The sequence below is a fragment of the Pseudacidovorax sp. RU35E genome (assembly GCF_900156165.1).
In the GTDB taxonomy this organism is placed as follows: Bacteria; Pseudomonadota; Gammaproteobacteria; order Burkholderiales; family Burkholderiaceae_C; genus Xenophilus.
Genome location: NZ_FTMY01000014.1, coordinates 135,337 through 152,243 on the forward strand (window position 1 = coordinate 135,337; position 16,907 = coordinate 152,243).

The window sequence follows — 16,907 nt, forward strand, 5'->3', positions numbered from 1 at the left end:
CGCCAGCGTAGGTCTGCGCGCAAACGGACAAGAAGAGCGTTTTCCCCAGGATGAAACGTTTCACCGTGAGGTGTATTGAAGGCCTCTGCCCGGCCTCGGGCAGCTCTCAGGTGCGCGGGTTGCGCGCGCGGCGCAGGGGCAGGGTGGGCGCGGGCCCGGTCGACGCGCGGGCCACGAAGCGTGCCGGCGCCAGCGCCTCGCGCGGCTGCGAGGGTGGCTCGCCGCGCATGCGCTGCAGCAGCATGTCGACGCCGGCCTGGGCCGCCACCTCATGGTCGATGGCGATGCTGGTGATCGATGGCTGGTGGTGGCGGGCGAAGTCCGGATCGCCCAGGCTCACGATGGACACGTCGCGCGGCACCTGCAGCCCCAACGCCTCGATGGCGTTGAGCGCGTCGGCGAGCACGCTGGTGCCGGGCACGATCAGTGCGGTCGGCCGGTCGGCCGCCCGCAGCAACTGCAGCACTTCGTCGAAGGCCGGGCTGGTGGAGGCGCCCAGCCGCACCACCCGGTCCGCGCGGAAGCCGAGGCCCGCGGCCTGAAGCCCCGCCTGGAAGCCTTCCAGGCGCCGGCGCATCGGGCGGTTGGGCACGTCGGCGATCAGCAGCGCCACATCGCGATGCTGCAGCGCGGCCAGGTGCTGCACGGCGTCGTGCAGGCCGCGCAGGTGGTCGAAGAGCACGCGGTCGTGCGCGACGTCCATGTCGCGGTCGAGGATGACCACGGGCAGGCCCAGCCTGTCCATCGTCTCCAGCAGCGCGGGGTCGCGCTCGTTACCGGGCGCGATGATGGCGCCGTCCATGCGCCGGCTCTGGAACATCGACAGGATCTCGCGCTCGCGCTGCACGTCGTTCAGGCTGTTGGCCAGCAGCACCATGTAGCCGGCCTTGTGCAGCTTGGTCTCGAAGGTCTGGTAGAGCCGCGCATAGAGCGGGTTGGCCACGTCGGTGAACATGCAGCCCACCGTGCGAGAGCTGCGCGAGCGCAGCGCCTGCGCCGTCTGGTCGGGCGAATAGTCCAGCTCGCGCATGGCGCGCTCCACCCGCACCCGCACTTCGTCGCCCACGTTGCCGGCCTTGTTGATGACCCGCGACACGCTGCCGAGCGACACGCCCGCGAACGCCGCCACGTCCTTGATGCTGGCGCGTTTGGCGTGGTGTTTCATGGGCGGGTGCGGGGCGCTGAAGGCGGCGGATTCTAGGGGGAGGCCCTTGGCCCGACCGCAGGCGTCATCGGCAAGCGAGTGCAACGGGGCTGCGTGATGAGCACCCGCCCATTGACATCAATCACGGTCCGCCGGCACGAGTCAAGCGGACGCGGTGTCCGGAAAGCGCAGCGTGACTTTCAGACCTTGCCAGGCGCTGTCTCCCAGCTCCACGCTGCCGCCATGCAGCGCCATCACGTCCCGGACGATGGCCAGCCCGAGACCACTTCCTTCCGATGGCGCCCTCCTGCCTCGCACATAACGATCAAGCACGAGGTGCCGTTCGTCGAGGTCGATGCCGGGGCCGCTGTCCTGGACCACGATTCGCGCCGGGCGTTGCAATACTTCGACGAGTACGCGGCCCCCGCGGGGCGTGTAGCGCAGCGCGTTGTCCAGCACATTGCTCAGCGCTTCAGCGACCAGGTCCGGCTGAATCGGGGCGTGCACCGGCCCATGGGGTGCGGCGAGCTCCAGATCCATCCCGCGATCGATGGCTTGCTCCATCAACACGGCGCCCACGCCTTGGGCGAGATCGACGAGATCCGTGTCTGCACGGACCATGTCGCGGCCCCCTTCCGGGTCGAGCGCGCCCAGGGTCAGCAGTTGCTGCACCAGACGGCTGGACTGCTGGATACCGTGTCCCAACTGCGCGACTGCCTCGCGCATCGCAGTGTGATCCGCCAGTCCCTGGGCCCGGGAAAGGCCGAGCTGCAGGCCGGTGAGCGTCGTGCGCAGTTGGTGCGCTGCCGTGGCGGCAAACTGGCGCTCGCGTTCCAGCATCGTCCGGATGCGACCGAGCAGTTCGTTGTGCGAGCGCGCGAAGCCTTCGAGTTCCTGGGGAACATCGTGCAGGGCGATCGGCGCGAGAGATTCCTGGGACTGGTCCTTCCAACGGCGAGCCACCGCCGCGAGCGGAACCGTGGTGCGCCGCACCGCCACAACGATGGCAGCGTATGCGGCGGCAAGCAGCGCGACCATCGGCCACAGCAGCGTCATCAGTTCCTTCTCCGCGCGTACACGCTTGCGCAGTGTCTCGGCCATGAGCACGACGACGGGGCTGCCTGCGATGCCTTCGAGTTCGACGCGTACCACCCTCACCGCATGACCCTGGAACTGCGCATCGAAGGCACTGCCGCGCCGATACCAGACCTCGCCGGTTCCGGTGCTCGGAAGCCCCGCCTGACCAGCCAGTAGCCGGTCGTCCTGCGTAACGCTGAACCACGCCCGATCCAGATCGTCATAGAGCAGCAGTGCCGTGAGCTGCGGGGAGTGATCGACCGTGATGTCATCGTTCGAACGACGCACAAGGGTCTGCACCGAACGGGCCGCGTCGAGAAGCCAACGGTCGAACACGCGCTCCGTCACTTCCCGCGCGTACCAGATGCCGGCCATACCGGCTACCACCACCATCAGCAGAAGTGGAGCCATCAGCCGCACAAGCAGCTGATGCCGCAGACCCTGCACATGCCTCAGTGCGCCGCGCATCAGTCGACCGCCGTGGAGCCGGGCGCCGTGTCGTCCAGTGCCAGCATGTAGCCGAAGCCCCTCAACGTTCGCACCTGCGTGCCCGAGCCTGTCAGCTTGCGCCTCAGACGCGAGACGTAGTTTTCGGCGGCGCTCTCGGCCACCTCGAGGTTGCGCTCGGCCAAGGCGTCCATCAATGTTCTTCGGGCCAGCAGATGTGGCGCACGGTGCATCAAAAGACCCAGCACCTCGAACTCGCGCGGGGCCAGATTGATCGGCTGGCCATCCACGAAGGCTTTGCCCAGATCACGGCGCCACGTCAGGCGACCGAAATGCAGCTCTTCGCCCCGCGCGACCTTGGTGCGCCGGCAGAGCACTTCGAGCCGGGCGTCGAGCTCCTCGGGCGCGAAGGGTTTGCTCAGATAGTCGTCGGCGCCGCCGCTCAGGCCCTTGACCCGGTCGACGACGCGCGTGCGCGCGGTCAGCACCAGCACCGGCGTCAGGCGGTCTCGGCGGCGAAAGCGGGCGAGCCAGTCCAGGCCGTCGCCATCCGGCAGGTTGAGGTCCAGCACGATGGCCTCCACGTCCGCCTGTGCCAGAGCCGAATCGGCCTCTGCCAGGCGCGCGCAGGTGCGCACGGTCCAGCCCCTGCCTTGCCACCGCATTTGCAGTTCGGCGGAGATGACCGGGTCGTCCTCGATCAGAAGCAGCAGCATCGGGCGACGGGGATCGGGGGTGAGGACATGCCCGGTATTGTGGGAGAACGTGGGCCCGCAGGCATGTGCCCGGCCGTCAGGACCCGGTGGCCGGCGCCCCCGTGTCCCGTTCGGCGACTGCCGGACGGTTCCACCATCCTCCCCCGAGCGCCTGATAGAGCGCCACCGTATCGGCCAGTCGGGTCGCCTGCGCCTGGGCCAGCGATTGTTCCGTCTGGAGCAAGGCTTGCTGGGCGGTGATGAGCGCAAGCCGGTCCACATAGCCCTTGTCGAGCTGCCGCTCGACAAGGCCATGCGCGGCGCGCGCGCGTTGCTGGGCCTGGTCGGCCGCTTCCACGATTGCGGTGTTGCTCTGGATGGCGTGCAGGGTATCCGCCACGTTCTGCAGCGCAGACAGCACCGTCGCCCGGTACGTGGCATCGGCCTGCTGGAGGTTGGCCTGGGCGGCTGCCTGCCGGCTCTTGTTCTGTCCTCCGTCGAACAGCGTCTGTGCCACCGTGCCCGACAAGGCGAAAAATCGCCCGGACGGAAGGAACATCTGACTCACGCGTCCGGCGGCGCCGCCCCAATTGGCATCGATGGAGAACTGCGGCAGGCGGGCCGCCGTCGCCACACCCACGCGGGCACTGGCGGAATGCAACTGCTCCTCGGCCGCGCGGATGTCGGGCCGCTGTTCCACGAGCCTAGCGGGCAGACTCAGCGGCAGTTGCGCGGGCAGGCGGATCTGCGTGAAGTCCGGCAGCGCCGGCAAGGCTTCGTCCGGACGCCGCCCCGTCAGCACCTTGAGCAGGTCGCACGCCAGGGCCTGCTGCTTGGCCAGGGCGGGCAGCTGCTGGCGCGCCTGAGCCAGGGCAACTTCCTGCTGCGCCAGATCCAGCCGCGACGCATAACCGGCGCCCACCTGGCGGCGGATGATGGCGGTGCTGTTCTCGGCCTGCCGGATCGATGACGAGGTCAGCGCGATCTGATGGCGCAGCAGTGCCTCCTGGATCGCCGCGCCCACGACGTTGGCGGCAAGGCTGATGGCGGCGGCTTCGCGCTGGAAGCGCTGCGCATCGGCCTGGGCCTGCAGGTCCTCGACCTGACGCCGGTTCGCGCCGAAGACGTCGGGCGCATAGGACACGGTCAGCTGGGCCGTGTGGAAGCCGTAGATCACCGGTGCATTGAATGGCGCACTGCCGCCCTCGCTCGCCGGCGTTCCCTGATAGGTGCTAATGACCGAGCCATCGCCTTGCACGCCGGGCGAGTTGCCGCCCTGGTTCCCTGCGATCTTGGTACGGGAGGGCGATGCGCTCACCCCCACCGTCGGCAGGAACAGGCCACGCTGCGCGAGAACGTTCTGACGCGCGGCGGCGAGCGCCGCATCGGCCGCCTCGAGGGTGGGATTGCGTGACAGCGCCTCGTCGACCAGCGCATCGATGCGCGGCGATCCGAACGCCGTCCACCAACGCGCGTCGACATCCAGCTCTGGACGGGTCTGCTGCATGCCCGGGTGCGATGCACGCTGGGCGTTGGACTGGGGGGCCTCTCCACGTTCCAGGTAACCCGTCGCCTCAGGCGCTGGCGGCCGGCGGAAATCCGGGCCCACCGTGCAAGCTGCGAGGGCGGCACACGCGATGACCAGTGCAGGCCGTGCAGCCCACCGATGGAGCGGGACAAGGGAGTGGAGGCCGCGCAGGGTCGAGGGTCGGCAAAGCATGGATGTTGGGGTTGGGCGAGCCGCCGCCACGCGCTCAGGCGCCATGTGCCACCTCGGCTTGCGAATTGGCATCGTTGGCCGACTCGTAGAAGTCGCCGAAGCGCCGGATTGCCAGTGGAAGCACCAGCAGCGTGAACAACGTTCCGGTCACGATGCCACCGACGATCACGCAGGCGAAGGGGCGTTGGGTCTCGCTGCCGATCCCCTGCGAGAGCGCAGCTGGCAGCAGACCGAGCCCAGCCATGAGTGCGGTCATGAGGATGGGCCGCAGCCTCACAGTCGCCCCTTCCACGATGGCAGACACCAGAACCTCGCCTTCGCGCACGCGCAGCATGATCTCCTCGACCATGATGACGCCGTTCTGCACGGAGATGCCGGCAACGGCGATGAAGCCCACCGCTGCCGAGACGGACAGATGCAGGCCCGCCAGCGCCAGCGCGGCCAGCCCGCCCACGAGCGTGAACGGCACCATTCCCAGGACCAGGGCCGCAAGGCGGATGGAGCGGAACGCCCAGAAGAGCAGGGAGAAGATGAGCAGCGCGGTGAGCGGAACGATGACCATCAGGCGCGCCGCCGCCCGTTGCGAGTTCTCGAACTGACCGCCCCAGGTCAGCTGATAGCCGGGTGGCAGCTGCACTTCACGGGCGACCGTCGCCCGTGCCTCGTCGATAAAGCTGCCTTGGTCGCGCCCGATGAGGTTGACCTTGACGATCACCATGCGCGAGCCCGCTTCGCGGAAGATGCGCGAAGCGCCCTGTCGCACTTCGACACTGGCGACATCGCCGAGCGCAATGGTTCCCGGGCCGTTGCCGACCTGCGTGCCCGGCACCGCGAGTTGCAGATTGCGTACCGCATCGACGCTGTCGCGGGTCGCGCCTTGCAGTCGTACGACCACATCGAAGCGGCGGTCGCCGTCGTAGAAGCTGGTGGCTGCAGCCCCCGACATCGCTTCCGTGATAAGCGAGTTCACGTCGCTGATCGTCAGCCCGTAGCGGCCCATGCGGGCGCGATCGGGGGTGATGACCAATTCGCTCTGACCGCCGATGCGCGTGCTGTCCACATCGGTGGCGCCGCGTATGCCCCGCAGGATCTGCGCGACCTTGTCGCCCCGCTCGTCGAGCACATCGAGGTTGCTGCCGACGATCTTGGCCACGATCTCGCCGCGGAAGCCCGACAGGGACTCTTCCACATTGTCCTGGATCACCTGTGAGAAGTTGGCGTTGATGCCGGGTATGGCGTCGAGCTTGGCGGCCATGTCGGCCACCAGCCCTTCCTTGGAGGCGAAGCGCCAGCCCGAGCGGGGCTGCAGGTCGATCAGCATCTCCAGGTTGTTCGGCCCTTTGGGATCGGAGCCGTCATCGGGTCGTCCGACCTGGCTAATGACATGAGCCACTTCCGGGTATTCGCGCACCAGGGTGCGGACCTGCCGCTCCACCGCCTTGCTCGTCTCGAGCGCGGCCGAGGTCGGCAAGGTGACGGTCAGCCAGATGTTGCCCTCGTCCAGCTTCGGCAGGAACTCGCTGCCCAGCCGGGGCGCAAGCAGCGCGGCCAACACCACCGGGATGGCGGACAGCCAGAGCAGTCTGGGCCCACGCCTGAGCGTGCCTGCCACGATGGCGCGGTAGCGGCTCTGCAGTCGGTCAAGCCAGGGCTTGTGCTTTTCGGCCAGCGATCGACGTTGAAGCACCGTGGCCAGCAGTGTGGGCACCAGCGTGAACGTGAGGATCACAGCGCCCAGCAGCGCGAAGCTCAGCGTCAGTGCGACCGGCGTGAAGATCTTTCCCTCGACGCGCTGGAACGTGAAGATCGGAACGAAGGCGAGGATGATGATCGCCTTCGAGAACAGCACCGGATGGGCGAGATCGGCGATCGTGTGGTTCAGCACGCCCATGCGCTGATGGCGTGCTTCGGGTGTGTCGGCGTCCAGCGAAGCCTTTGCGGCCAGCTTGACCATCAGCGCCTCGACGATCACTACGGCGCTGTCGATGATGATGCCGAAGTCGACCGCGCCCAGGGATATGAGGTTGGCCGATACCCCGAAGCCATTCATCAGGATGAACGCGAAGAGCAGCGCGAGGGGAATCACCGTCGCCACCACCAGGGCCGCGCGCCAGCTCGACAGGAACACGACCAGCACGGCCACCACCAGCAATGCGCCGATGACGAGGTTTTCCGCCACGGTAGCCACCGTATGCCTGACCAGTTGCGTCCGATCGTAGATCGGCACGATGGTCACGCCGGCCGGAAGGCGAGCTTGCAGCTGCTCGATGCGCTGCTTGAGATCCGCATTGATCTTCGCGGGATCGCCGCCCTTGGTCATCGACACGATGCCCTCGACGATGCTGTCGCGGTGATCGGCCGCCGCAATGCCGAAGCGCGGGCGTTCCCCTTCGCGCACCCGTGCCAAGTCCGCGACGGTGATCGGCCGGCCTTGCCGCGAGGCGACGACGGCCGTGCGTATGTCGGCCAGGCTGTCGAACAGGCCACTCGCGCGCACCACCAACGACGACTCGCCCAGGCGCATCAACCCGCCCCCTGAACTCCCCGTCGCATTGGTGATGGCCTGGTTGAGCTGGTCGAGCGTGACCTGGTACTTGCGCAGCGCCAGCGGGTCGACGTCGACCTGGTACTCCTTGATCGCACCGCCGAAGGTCACGATGTCTGCGACGCCGGGCGTCATGCGCAGGAACGGCCGCACGGTCCAGTCCTGCAGCGTGCGAAGCTCCATGTCGGACATGCCCTCTGCCTCCAGGGCGTACCGGTAGACCTCGCCAACGGCGGTCGAGAGCGGCGCGAGTTGAGGCTGCACGCCCGCAGGAAGATCGACGCCCGCGAGCTTTTCGGTCACCTGCTGGCGTGCAAAGTAGTCGTCCGTGCGGTCTGCGAAGGTCAGCGTGACGATGGAAAGGCCAGTCATCGTGACAGACCGCACGTTGGTCAGCCGCGGAATGCCCGCCACCTCGCGCTCGATGGGAAGGGTCACCGACCGCTCCATATCCTGAGGGGCGGTGCCGGTGCGTTGCGCGATCACCCGAACCTGCACGTCCTGGACATCCGGGAACGCCTCGATCGGCAGGTTCGAGAGGGCATAGCCGCCAAAGCCGGCCAGCGCCGCCACCAGCACGAACACGAACACGCGCTGCGTCAGCGCGAAGGCAATGAGCGCGCGGATCACGGCTTGGCGGCGGCGCGGGCCGTCAGTTCAGCATCGAGCAGCAGGGCGCCGGCGGTCACATAGCGTTCCCCCTCGGTCAGTCCATCGCCGACGTAGCTTGCGTCGCTGCCCTGTGCCAGCAGCTTGACCTGGCGGCGACGGAAGCTGCCAGTCGCCTCTTCCACGAAGATGAACTGCTGGACGCCCCGGTTGACCAGCGCCTCGTTCGGTATGCGGAAGCCCTTGCCGCTTTCCTGAAGCAGCAGGGCGCGGACGTACATCTCGGGCAGGAGCTCTCCGCCTGTGTTGCTCATTGCGGCCCGAATGGGCACGCGCCGCGTGTTGGGGTCCACGGCTTGGCCGAGTTGCATGATCTGTGCAGAGAAGCGCCGCTCGGGATAGGCGTCCGATTCGACGCTTGCCATCGCGCCGGGCTTGACGCGCGCGAGCAGGCGCTCCGGCATGTCGATGATGAGCCACAGGCGGCGCGTGTCGCTCACCACGAACAGCGGCGCGGCCATGCCGGGCGCAACCTCGAGCGCAGGGCTGGCCGATCGCTCGGTCACGACGCCGTCGATGGGGCTCACGAGCTTGAGGCGTTGACCGTCGATCCGCAGGGCATGGGGATTGAGATTGCGCAGCCGCTGCTGGGCCCGGATGAGTTCGGCCTCGGCCTGGCTCAGGTCGGCCTCCATGGCCTCGAGGTCGCGGGCCGGGATGCCGTCGTCGGTCGCAAGGTCGCGCAGCCGCTGTGTGGCCAACCGCTTGCGGCGCAGGTCGGCTGCCGCCTTGTCGACATCGGCGCGTGCGGTGCCGAAATCCGGCGAATCGATCTCGGCCAGGACCTGCCCGGCGCGCACGTGGTCGCCCGGGGCCGCGCGTACGGCCACGATGCGTCCGGAGTAACTCACGCCGAGCTTGGCCGTGACGTCTTCGTCGTAGGCGACCCGTGCACTCAGAGCCCCCGCGACCGGGACGCCACTGGCGTGGGCCTCGACCACGCGCAGCATCTGCAGCTGCGCGGAGCCGGCCGGGTAGCGCAGCAGGTCCGGCTCGGCCGTCGCCGCCTGCGCAGCCGGCTCGACTTTGGCGTCCGGAATGCTCGATCGTTGCCAGTGCCATGCAGCGCCGCCAACCAGGGCGAATGCAAGCGCCGCACCGGCCCAACGAGTCCAACGGTGTCGTTTCGTCTGAGTGGTCATGTGCCCCGAGTCATGCGGGCACGAGCAGCCCTTGTTGTTTTTGACCGGTGCAGCGTACGGGGCCAAGCTATCAGGAAGCTATCGATGTATTGGCGACACACATCGGCACGGCATCGGACTTTCCGTCTGGCGACAACGCGCGAGCGCAGCTACGCTCACCGCCCTGCGCCAAACGTCGGGGCTCATGCGTCGTCCGATCGACGTCACTGCCCCGGCTGATCGAGCGCAAATTCCGGCAGTCATCTTTGCGGAGCATCTGTCTTCATGTCCTGCTCAAGGGCCTCGCTGCCCATCGCTCTTCTCGCGCTCGTTCTGGCTGCGTGCGGCAGCCAACCCATCGGTTCAAGCAGCACCCCTGCCGAGAGGCCCAGGGTCCTCGTCCTTCCCGAAGTGACCTATGCGCGGACGGCTGCTGGGAGGCAGATCTCTGCCGAGGACGATCGGTGTGATACGCCTCGCCTGCTGTCGGAGGCTCTGCGTGGTCGGCTTCCTCGCCCCTACGTCGTAGCGAGTGGGGCATCGCCGCAATCGACTGATGCGGCCACGCTGCGCCTGGCCATCGAGGACTTGCATCTCAGGAACGAAGGCACGACCGCGGGGCGCAAGTGGATGCGGGTTCGCGGCGTGCTCGACCAGGAAGGTATGGCCCCCCTTCACTTTGTCGTGCAACGCGAGATCCATGTTCCGTTCGGTGTTCGCCGAAGCGTGTGCCACGCAGCCCTGCACATCGCCGAGAGCTTGAGTGGAGACATCGCGGCATGGCTGACGCGGCCTGTGGACGCAGCCGTGCTGGTCAATGGTCCGTGAGTGCAAGCCCTCCCGCATCTTCGCGCCAGCACCTCGGTCCAGAAGACTGGCGGCGCCACGGCCATCAGCCGCGCCGAGCCCACCCACCAGAAGTACACCGGCAGATAGGTCGTCAGCGCCGACAGCGACACCACGGCCGTGGCCAGCAGCGGATCGAGCCGATGCCGGCGCAACAGGATGCCGAAGCCGGCCCACAGGCTGCCTGCGGCCACGAACATCGCGTCGCCCATTACTGCCCGCGCGCTGAAGCTGGCGGTGTCCAGGCCGGACACCAGCACCAGGCCCACCAGCACCATGACGATGCCGCAGACTTTGCGCCGGCCCAGGGCCTCGCCCAGCACCAGCGCGCCCAGCGCCATGCCCATCCGCTCATGGCCGTGAACGGAAAGACCGCCGCGTGACTGACGGCATTCATGGCGGTGCTTCTGGCGAAGTCTTGCGGCCCATGCCGCTCAGTCCGCAAGTGCCGGCGCGGCCGGAAAGTCCACCGGCACCTGCGTCGTGGCATGCAGGTAGTTGGTGACCGTCTTGTCGCCGATGGCGACGATGACGTCGACCAGGTTCTCCTGCGTCCAGCCGGCGTCGAAGAGCTGCTGGACCTGGGCCGGGTCGACATGGCCGCGCTCGATGGCGATGGCCTTCACCAGCTGCGCGAGCGCGTCGAGCCGGGCGTCGAAGGTCGCGTGGCCGCGCCGGACTTCCAGGATCTGCTCGGGCGTGAAGCCCACCATGCCGCCGATGAGGGTGTGCGCCGCCAGGCAGTAGTCGCAGCGGTTGACCTGGCTGACGACCAGGTTGACCACCTCGCGGGCCTTGCCGGTGATGCTGCTGGGCGCGTTCTGGAAGGCCAGGTAGCTGCCCAGCGCATGCTCGGACAAGGCCAGCGTGGCATACAGGTTGGGCACCTTGCCCAGGCGCTTGTGCAGCGTGTCGAACAGGGCCTGGTTGGGTGCAGAGACTTGATCGCGGGTGGGAACGGTGATGAGGGTCATGATGGTTGTGCCGGTGGAGGGTTTGAGACGTCGTGAACCGCGACAGACGTACTTTGATTGATGCCGCGTTTTCTTACTAGGCGGAGCGCGGCACTAAGATCCAGTCCATTCAGGAATGAATGGGAGATCACCATGGACCGTCTTGCCGCCATGCAGACCTTCATCCGCGTCGTCGAGACGGGCAGCTTTTCGGCGGTGGCGCGTGAGCTGCAGGCCACGCAGAGCGCCGTGAGCAAGCAGGTGGCCGCGCTGGAGCGCAGCCTGGGCGCCCGGCTGCTGAGCCGCACCACGCGCTCATTGGCGCTGACCGAAGAAGGCGAGCGCTACTTCGAGCAGGTGCGCCGTCTGGTGGCCGAACTTGCCGAGGCCGAAGGCAGCCTGCGACAGGGCGAGCAGCAGCTCAGCGGCTGGCTGCGCGTGGCGGCGTCGGTGGGCTTTGGGCGCCTTAAGCTGTTGCCGCAGGTGCGCAGCTTTCTGGCCGCCAACCCGGCCGTGAAGATCGACCTGCGCCTCAACGATGGCTTCGTCGACCTGGTGGAGCAGGGCATCGACGTGGCGGTGCGCATCGGCGAGTTGGCCGACAGCAGCCTGGTGGCCCGGCGCATCGGCACCAGCCGGCGCGCCCTGGTGGCCAGCCGCCAGTACCTTCGCTCGCTGCCCAAGGCGCTGCGCCAGCCGCGCGTGCCGGAAGACCTGCTGCAGCTCAACTGCATCGTCTACACGGAACTGGCCACGCAGAACGCCTGGACCTTCCATGCCGGCCCGGGCGCGCCGGTGCCGGCCGGCACGGCGGTGACCATCCGCGCCCAGGGCAGTCTTCAGACCAACAGCAGCGAGGTCATCCGTGCGGCGGTGCTGTCAGGCATGGGCGTCGGCTTCTCGCCGACCTGGCTGTTCGAGGACGAGATGGCGCGCGGCGACCTGCAAGTGCTGCTGCCCGACTGGCCGGCGCCGGAGATCCCCGTGCATCTGGTCAGCCCGAGCCAGCGGCGGCAGTCGGCGAAGGTGAGGGCGTTTGCGGAGCATCTGGTGGCGGGTGGGGTGTGAGCGCGTGCGGCGCCGAGGGGGCCGCTGGTCTGCTCGGCAATGTGCGGTGGCCTGGACGTCACACCGCCGAAGTACCCGAAGGCCGGGCTGTCATCCCGACTAGCCGCGCGGCCGGGGCTTGACCTTGTACATCGACGTGTCGCTGCGATGCAGAAGTGACGCGGCGGTGTCTCCAGGCATGGCTTGGGCAGGGCCGACGCCCCAGGAGTAGGCCAGCCCGAGGCAGTTCAATGCGAGCACCGCAGGCGGCTGAGGCTGCGTGGTCTTGCACAAGGCCACGCTCAGCAACGCCGCCTCAACCGCCTCGTCATTGCGGCCGAGCAACATGCAGACATGCGCGAGCGTGGTCAGCGCGTTGGCCTCGCCGTGCGCATCGCCGGGCTGTTCGAAGAGCTGCGATGCCTTGCGGCTGGTGCCGCTCGCGCGGCGCAGGCGCGACTGGATGCGGTCGCAGTGGGCCAAACAGGCCAGAGCGCGGGCATGGAGCCGCAGGTTGTCGCCATGGGCGGCGGACAGTGCGACGGCGGCGAGGTCGTAGGCTGCACGGACGTTGCCTTCTTCGAGGGTGGCGTAAGCAGCCGCCAGGCCGCCGTCCGGGGTGTCGTCGGAGTCGCCGAGGAGGGTGTGGCGCATGGCGCGCAGACTCGTTGAAGTGGCGCTCACGCCAAGGGGCCGGGCCGAGTGCGGCGGGACGAGGGTTGCCGATCGGGTGAGAAGTCCGGCGTCATGGCGTGCACCCTTCTGTAAAGGGTGCTGGGAAATATCGTGGCGGGCACGCCCGGGAGCGTGCATGCATGGCGCCGAGCCTGGTTGCTGGGACGACGCGCGCGAACACTATCGTGTGGAAGTCCGGTGAGTGCTCTGCCAGCGCCCTTCGGCGACAGGGCAAGGCAAAAGGCATCGGGGTGCCAGGCTGCTTGAAGCTACTCAGAAGATTCGTTTGGGGGCTGACGTTTGGCATCTTTGCAGCGCTGGACGGGCTGGCCAGGCGGCAAGAATGTTTCGCGCGACGCCTGTGGGCTCAGGTATGTAGCACGCACTTGAGGTCACCGCTCAAAAGTGGCGGGCAGTCGGCGCCCTGATAAACCTCGAGCTGCGCCTATCCACCGGTTGCAGTCAGCTGATGTGCCGCGAACGACAGGCCGCGCTCAAACCCAAAGCGGTCTATAAGCTCTGAAGAGCAGGCAGCATCGTGTTGGGACTTCATCGGCCGGCACGAAGGTCCAGGGCGTCGAATTCTTCTAGCGTTCGGACCACAGACTCCACGAGGTCCGCATCGAAGTCGTCTCGGTTTGCCTCCTCGTGCGTGCCCTTGTTCAGGTAGGTCCACACCAAGTTTGCGGCTGGGATGCCCAGGATTCGGCCGTATGCGGTCAAGAGTGGGGGTTTGTTGGCATGGTTGAAGTGTGCTGCGTCGTCAAGCCGCTTGCGCAGGGCTTCGCACAGGTTGCGCAGGGATGGCTCGGCGCCGACGCCAGCGAGCTGCAGGTTGAGCACGCCCAGCTCATGGCTACCGAGCCAACGCCAAACCTTCTCCGAAAGCATTTCAAGGCCTTGACGGCAGGCCGCGAGGGCATCGCGGTGGTCGAGGTTGTCCTTCGACTCACGGGCCTTGGCCACGTAGTTCCGGATTGAGACATTACCCGACACGCGCGGCTGGTAGTCGCCCGCGTGGTTGCGGAACAGGTAGACCTTGCAGTCTTCGCGGCGCGCCGCGGGCAGGTGCTGCTGGATGTCCTTGATGAACTCGTTGCTGTGGCAGGTGACGATGAGTTGGGTGTCGGCGAAGTGGTCGCTCTCGAAGATCGTCTCGCGGATGCCGCTGCGGTGATCGTGGTCGATGGCGTTTATGGCGTCGTCAAAGACGACTAGTGGGCTTCGGATGCTTTGGGCTTTAGCCAGCAGGATTGCCAGCCCCAGGCAGCGGATGTGGCCCTCGCTGAGGATGCGCAGGGCGTCCACTCGAACGGCGGGATTGCCCCGGAACGCGATTTCGATCTTCTGATCGCCGTTGAGGGGCAAGTGGAGGGCGGCGAGCTTGTCGGGATCGCGGTCATTGCGGTTGAACTCGTTGTAGAGGTTCATGGCGGCCTCGTTGAGACCTGCCATCAGCATGCCGGGGAGCTCGTTGCGGTAGCCGCGCAGCAACCCCAAGAATTGGTCGTACGCCGCTCTGATGGGAGCATCTCGCGCGAGGTCGAGAGCTTCTTGGGCCGCGTCGGCGATCAGTTGGGCGTTGTCTACGTCGAACGCTGCGATCCTGTCCCTGGCGGCGGCGATGCCGTCCACGAGCTGTTTGCGTTTCAAGTCCTGAGCTTGGATGGCCAGTTGCAGGGTGACGAGAGCTGCGCGCTCGGTGACGTGCTGTTGCCTCTTCTGGCGGGCCAGTTCCGCGGCCGCGTCCTGCGCCGCGATGCGGTCGGCCACCAGCAGGATCGCCTCAAGCGTTACGGCCTCAACCTGTTCACCCTCTTCTGGCTGCTTGGCTGGGTATATCGCCAACCACCATTCGCCCGCCGGCTCGGCCGCGAGGCCTGCTAGGAACCGCCCCACTGGCGACGCTTGCTCCTCATTCGCTGTCAGGTAAGCGGAGAGGCATCCGAGCTGGCGCCGCAGTTCGCGCGACGCTGTGCCGACCTTGCGCAGCGCGGTCGCGCGCTGCTCTTGCAACTCAACGAGCTCCCTTAAGTCGGCCAGGCCCGCCGTGGCCTTCTGAAATGGGTTCGACTTGGCGTCGCCAAGCGGCGTGTCGCACGCAGGGCAGTGGCTGCCGTGGGTAGCTTGCAATGCGAGGACGGCGGTGTATAGGTCTTTGAAGGAGACTTGGCTGCTGCGCGCCTCGAGCGTGGCGGTGATGCCGGCGAGCTCTTCCTGGGCCGCGCGCGGCGCCTCAAAGGCGGCCAGCAGGCTCTCGCGCACGACAGCAATGGGGGCTGGCGGCAGCGCGCCAAGAATGCTGTCGAGTTCCTGCATACGGCCTGGCGCGTCGGCCGTGCCGATGAACGCCTTGAGCCCGTCGTACGCCATGCCGTCCTGATGTGCGGCCGCCATCGCCGCCTCCTCGGCCGCGAGGCCCTGCAGAGCTTGGGCCTCGCCATTAACCGTAGCCTGATCGTTAGCCAGGGCGTTTCGCCTGCCGTTGAGCGCGAGCTGCTTGGTGGCTGTCGTCACGAGCTGCGCTTCAATCGACTCGTTGAAGTGGCCGACGAACTCGTTGAACTTCTCCATGCCAAACAGCGTGGCGATCAGCTCCGTGCGCTGCGCCGGGGGCCTGGCCGCAATCCGCGAAAACGCGTCGATGCGGTTTCTCTCGATGAAGCAGAACCGAAAGGTGTCGGCGTTGGCGACGACGGCTACTTCCCTGTTCTCGTGGTCGGTTGCTCGAAGGGCCGGCGCCTCGAATCGGCGGACATGCAGGTTGGCCAGGTAGGTGCGCCCATCGATCCGCTTGGTCTCGGCCTCCTCGACAGAGCCCAGCAGACCGAATTCCAAGCCTTCGCAGAAGCTGGTCTTGCCGCTGCCGTTGGGGCCGTAAAACAAGACTACCCGCTTTCGGAGGTCGAAGGGCTCTGGGTTGCGAAACCCTCGGAACGGGCCGATCGTCATGCTCCGCAGCCGCTTCCAAGGCCAAGCGCTGTCAGCCGCCACGGCTTCGATGTCTGGGGGGGCATCGGGTGTCTGGGTCAGTTCTTGGCGAGCCTTACTCACCAGATAGGTTGAACGCTGGCTGTGCTGGCGCGAGGTGCGCGCCAGGGCGTCGAAGTGGGTAAGGGCCATGTTGGCCAGACGCCTCACGTTCGGTGGGGCTTCGGTCGCCGGCACATGCAACCAGGCCACGAACCGCTCAAAGTCCCGTTTTGAAGATGCCATGTCACTCCGAACAAATATGGTGTCAGCTAACAGGGCGGACCGCAGATCCCCCTTGTCAGCAGGACTGTCAACGCCGCACAAGGCGCCGTTGTAGCTAGATAGTGTGCAATGGTTATGAGTTACATGGCTCAGAAGATACGTGAATCCGCCCCTTCAATCGCCAGTCAATGGATTCGGGTTTGCCGACCAACAGGGGGCGGCCCGAGGCCAACGCAGGGCGACCTGCCGTTGGTAGTCTGAGGTCGGTCCTTCAGAGACCAAAATCGACGCTTACGGATAGCCCAGCACTTTGCCGGGTGCCTATTTCTACCTCCAGCTGACTTTCGCCACTCACTACGCTGCCGCGGCAGGCGTGCTTTTCAACGTCGCGGTCGTCCGCTGCACCAACTTCCGCCGCCGCCCGCATCTGGAGGGCCTAAGCGGCTCGGAACAATGAGCCGTCTTTCTGGCTGAACTGGGGCAAGGTCAGTCCTGACCACGCGACCCTGTTACCGACCTCGCTCAAGTTCCACGAAGCACGCCCGCCGCTCGCTCCCGCACAAACCTTTGGATGCTTGTCGTACGACAGCCGGCATGCCGCAGGTGTGCTGCGTATCCAATTCATGCCACCCGACGGTTTCGACGCCAGTCTGCTCGCCGCCCCGTGGGCCGCAGCGCGCCAACATGAACTGCGCGCGATGTTCCAACACATCCGCAGTGCCCGCCCCGAAGCGCGTTAGGTCATAGGCGTGTCCTGGCTCTACAACCTCTAG

Annotated in this window: 11 protein-coding genes; 1 reads left to right on the top strand and 10 read right to left on the bottom strand. The window is 66.9% G+C overall.

The genetic code is table 11. The annotated features are described in order from the left end of the window. Positions 1–106 precede the first annotated feature (106 nt). From BXA03_RS22325 to BXA03_RS22360, 8 genes are all read right to left on the bottom strand, one after another. Positions 107–1,165 carry a LacI family DNA-binding transcriptional regulator gene (locus BXA03_RS22325; RefSeq protein WP_076511376.1) on the bottom strand — a complete coding sequence of 353 codons (1,059 nt, stop codon included), beginning with the start codon at positions 1,163–1,165 and terminating at the stop codon, positions 107–109. 141 nt (positions 1,166–1,306) lie between these two features. Beyond that, positions 1,307–2,689 (bottom strand): sensor histidine kinase, encoded by a 1,383-nt coding sequence (locus tag BXA03_RS22330; protein WP_076511377.1) that lies wholly within the window; start codon positions 2,687–2,689, stop codon positions 1,307–1,309. After that, the gene (locus tag BXA03_RS22335) at positions 2,689–3,384 is read right to left on the bottom strand and encodes a response regulator transcription factor (RefSeq protein ID WP_076511378.1); all 696 of its coding nucleotides are present in this window, start codon (positions 3,382–3,384) and stop codon (positions 2,689–2,691) included. The genes BXA03_RS22330 and BXA03_RS22335 overlap by 1 nt, the downstream gene beginning before the upstream one ends. Before the next feature lie 76 nt (positions 3,385–3,460). Further along, the gene (locus BXA03_RS22340) at positions 3,461–5,008 is read right to left on the bottom strand and encodes an efflux transporter outer membrane subunit (protein WP_076511416.1); all 1,548 of its coding nucleotides are present in this window, start codon (positions 5,006–5,008) and stop codon (positions 3,461–3,463) included. Between the two features lie 109 nt (positions 5,009–5,117). Then, complete coding sequence (locus BXA03_RS22345; RefSeq protein ID WP_076511379.1) at positions 5,118–8,258, bottom strand: efflux RND transporter permease subunit; 3,141 nt, start codon at positions 8,256–8,258, stop codon at positions 5,118–5,120. Further along, positions 8,255–9,505 (bottom strand): efflux RND transporter periplasmic adaptor subunit, encoded by a 1,251-nt coding sequence (locus BXA03_RS22350; RefSeq protein WP_143476415.1) that lies wholly within the window; start codon positions 9,503–9,505, stop codon positions 8,255–8,257. Before BXA03_RS22350 ends, BXA03_RS22345 begins: the two co-directional genes overlap by 4 nt. Positions 9,506–10,092: 587 nt before the next feature. Further along, positions 10,093–10,605 (bottom strand): hypothetical protein, encoded by a 513-nt coding sequence (locus BXA03_RS22355; RefSeq protein ID WP_143476416.1) that lies wholly within the window; start codon positions 10,603–10,605, stop codon positions 10,093–10,095. A gap of 93 nt (positions 10,606–10,698) precedes the next feature. Continuing rightward, a complete protein-coding gene (locus BXA03_RS22360; RefSeq protein ID WP_076511381.1) occupies positions 10,699–11,238 on the bottom strand; it encodes a carboxymuconolactone decarboxylase family protein in 540 nt (179 codons plus the stop codon). A gap of 132 nt (positions 11,239–11,370) precedes the next feature. Between BXA03_RS22360 and BXA03_RS22365 the strand changes: the two genes are divergently transcribed. Continuing rightward, positions 11,371–12,285 carry a LysR family transcriptional regulator gene (locus BXA03_RS22365; protein ID WP_076511382.1) on the top strand — a complete coding sequence of 305 codons (915 nt, stop codon included), beginning with the start codon at positions 11,371–11,373 and terminating at the stop codon, positions 12,283–12,285. A gap of 99 nt (positions 12,286–12,384) precedes the next feature. Here BXA03_RS22365 and BXA03_RS22370 read toward each other — a convergent pair whose 3' ends face one another. Then, positions 12,385–12,918, bottom strand: a complete 534-nt coding sequence (locus BXA03_RS22370; protein ID WP_076511383.1) for a hypothetical protein — start codon at positions 12,916–12,918, stop codon at positions 12,385–12,387. Between the two features lie 570 nt (positions 12,919–13,488). Then, the gene (locus BXA03_RS22375) at positions 13,489–16,155 is read right to left on the bottom strand and encodes an AAA family ATPase (RefSeq protein ID WP_076511384.1); all 2,667 of its coding nucleotides are present in this window, start codon (positions 16,153–16,155) and stop codon (positions 13,489–13,491) included. Positions 16,156–16,907 lie beyond the last annotated feature (752 nt).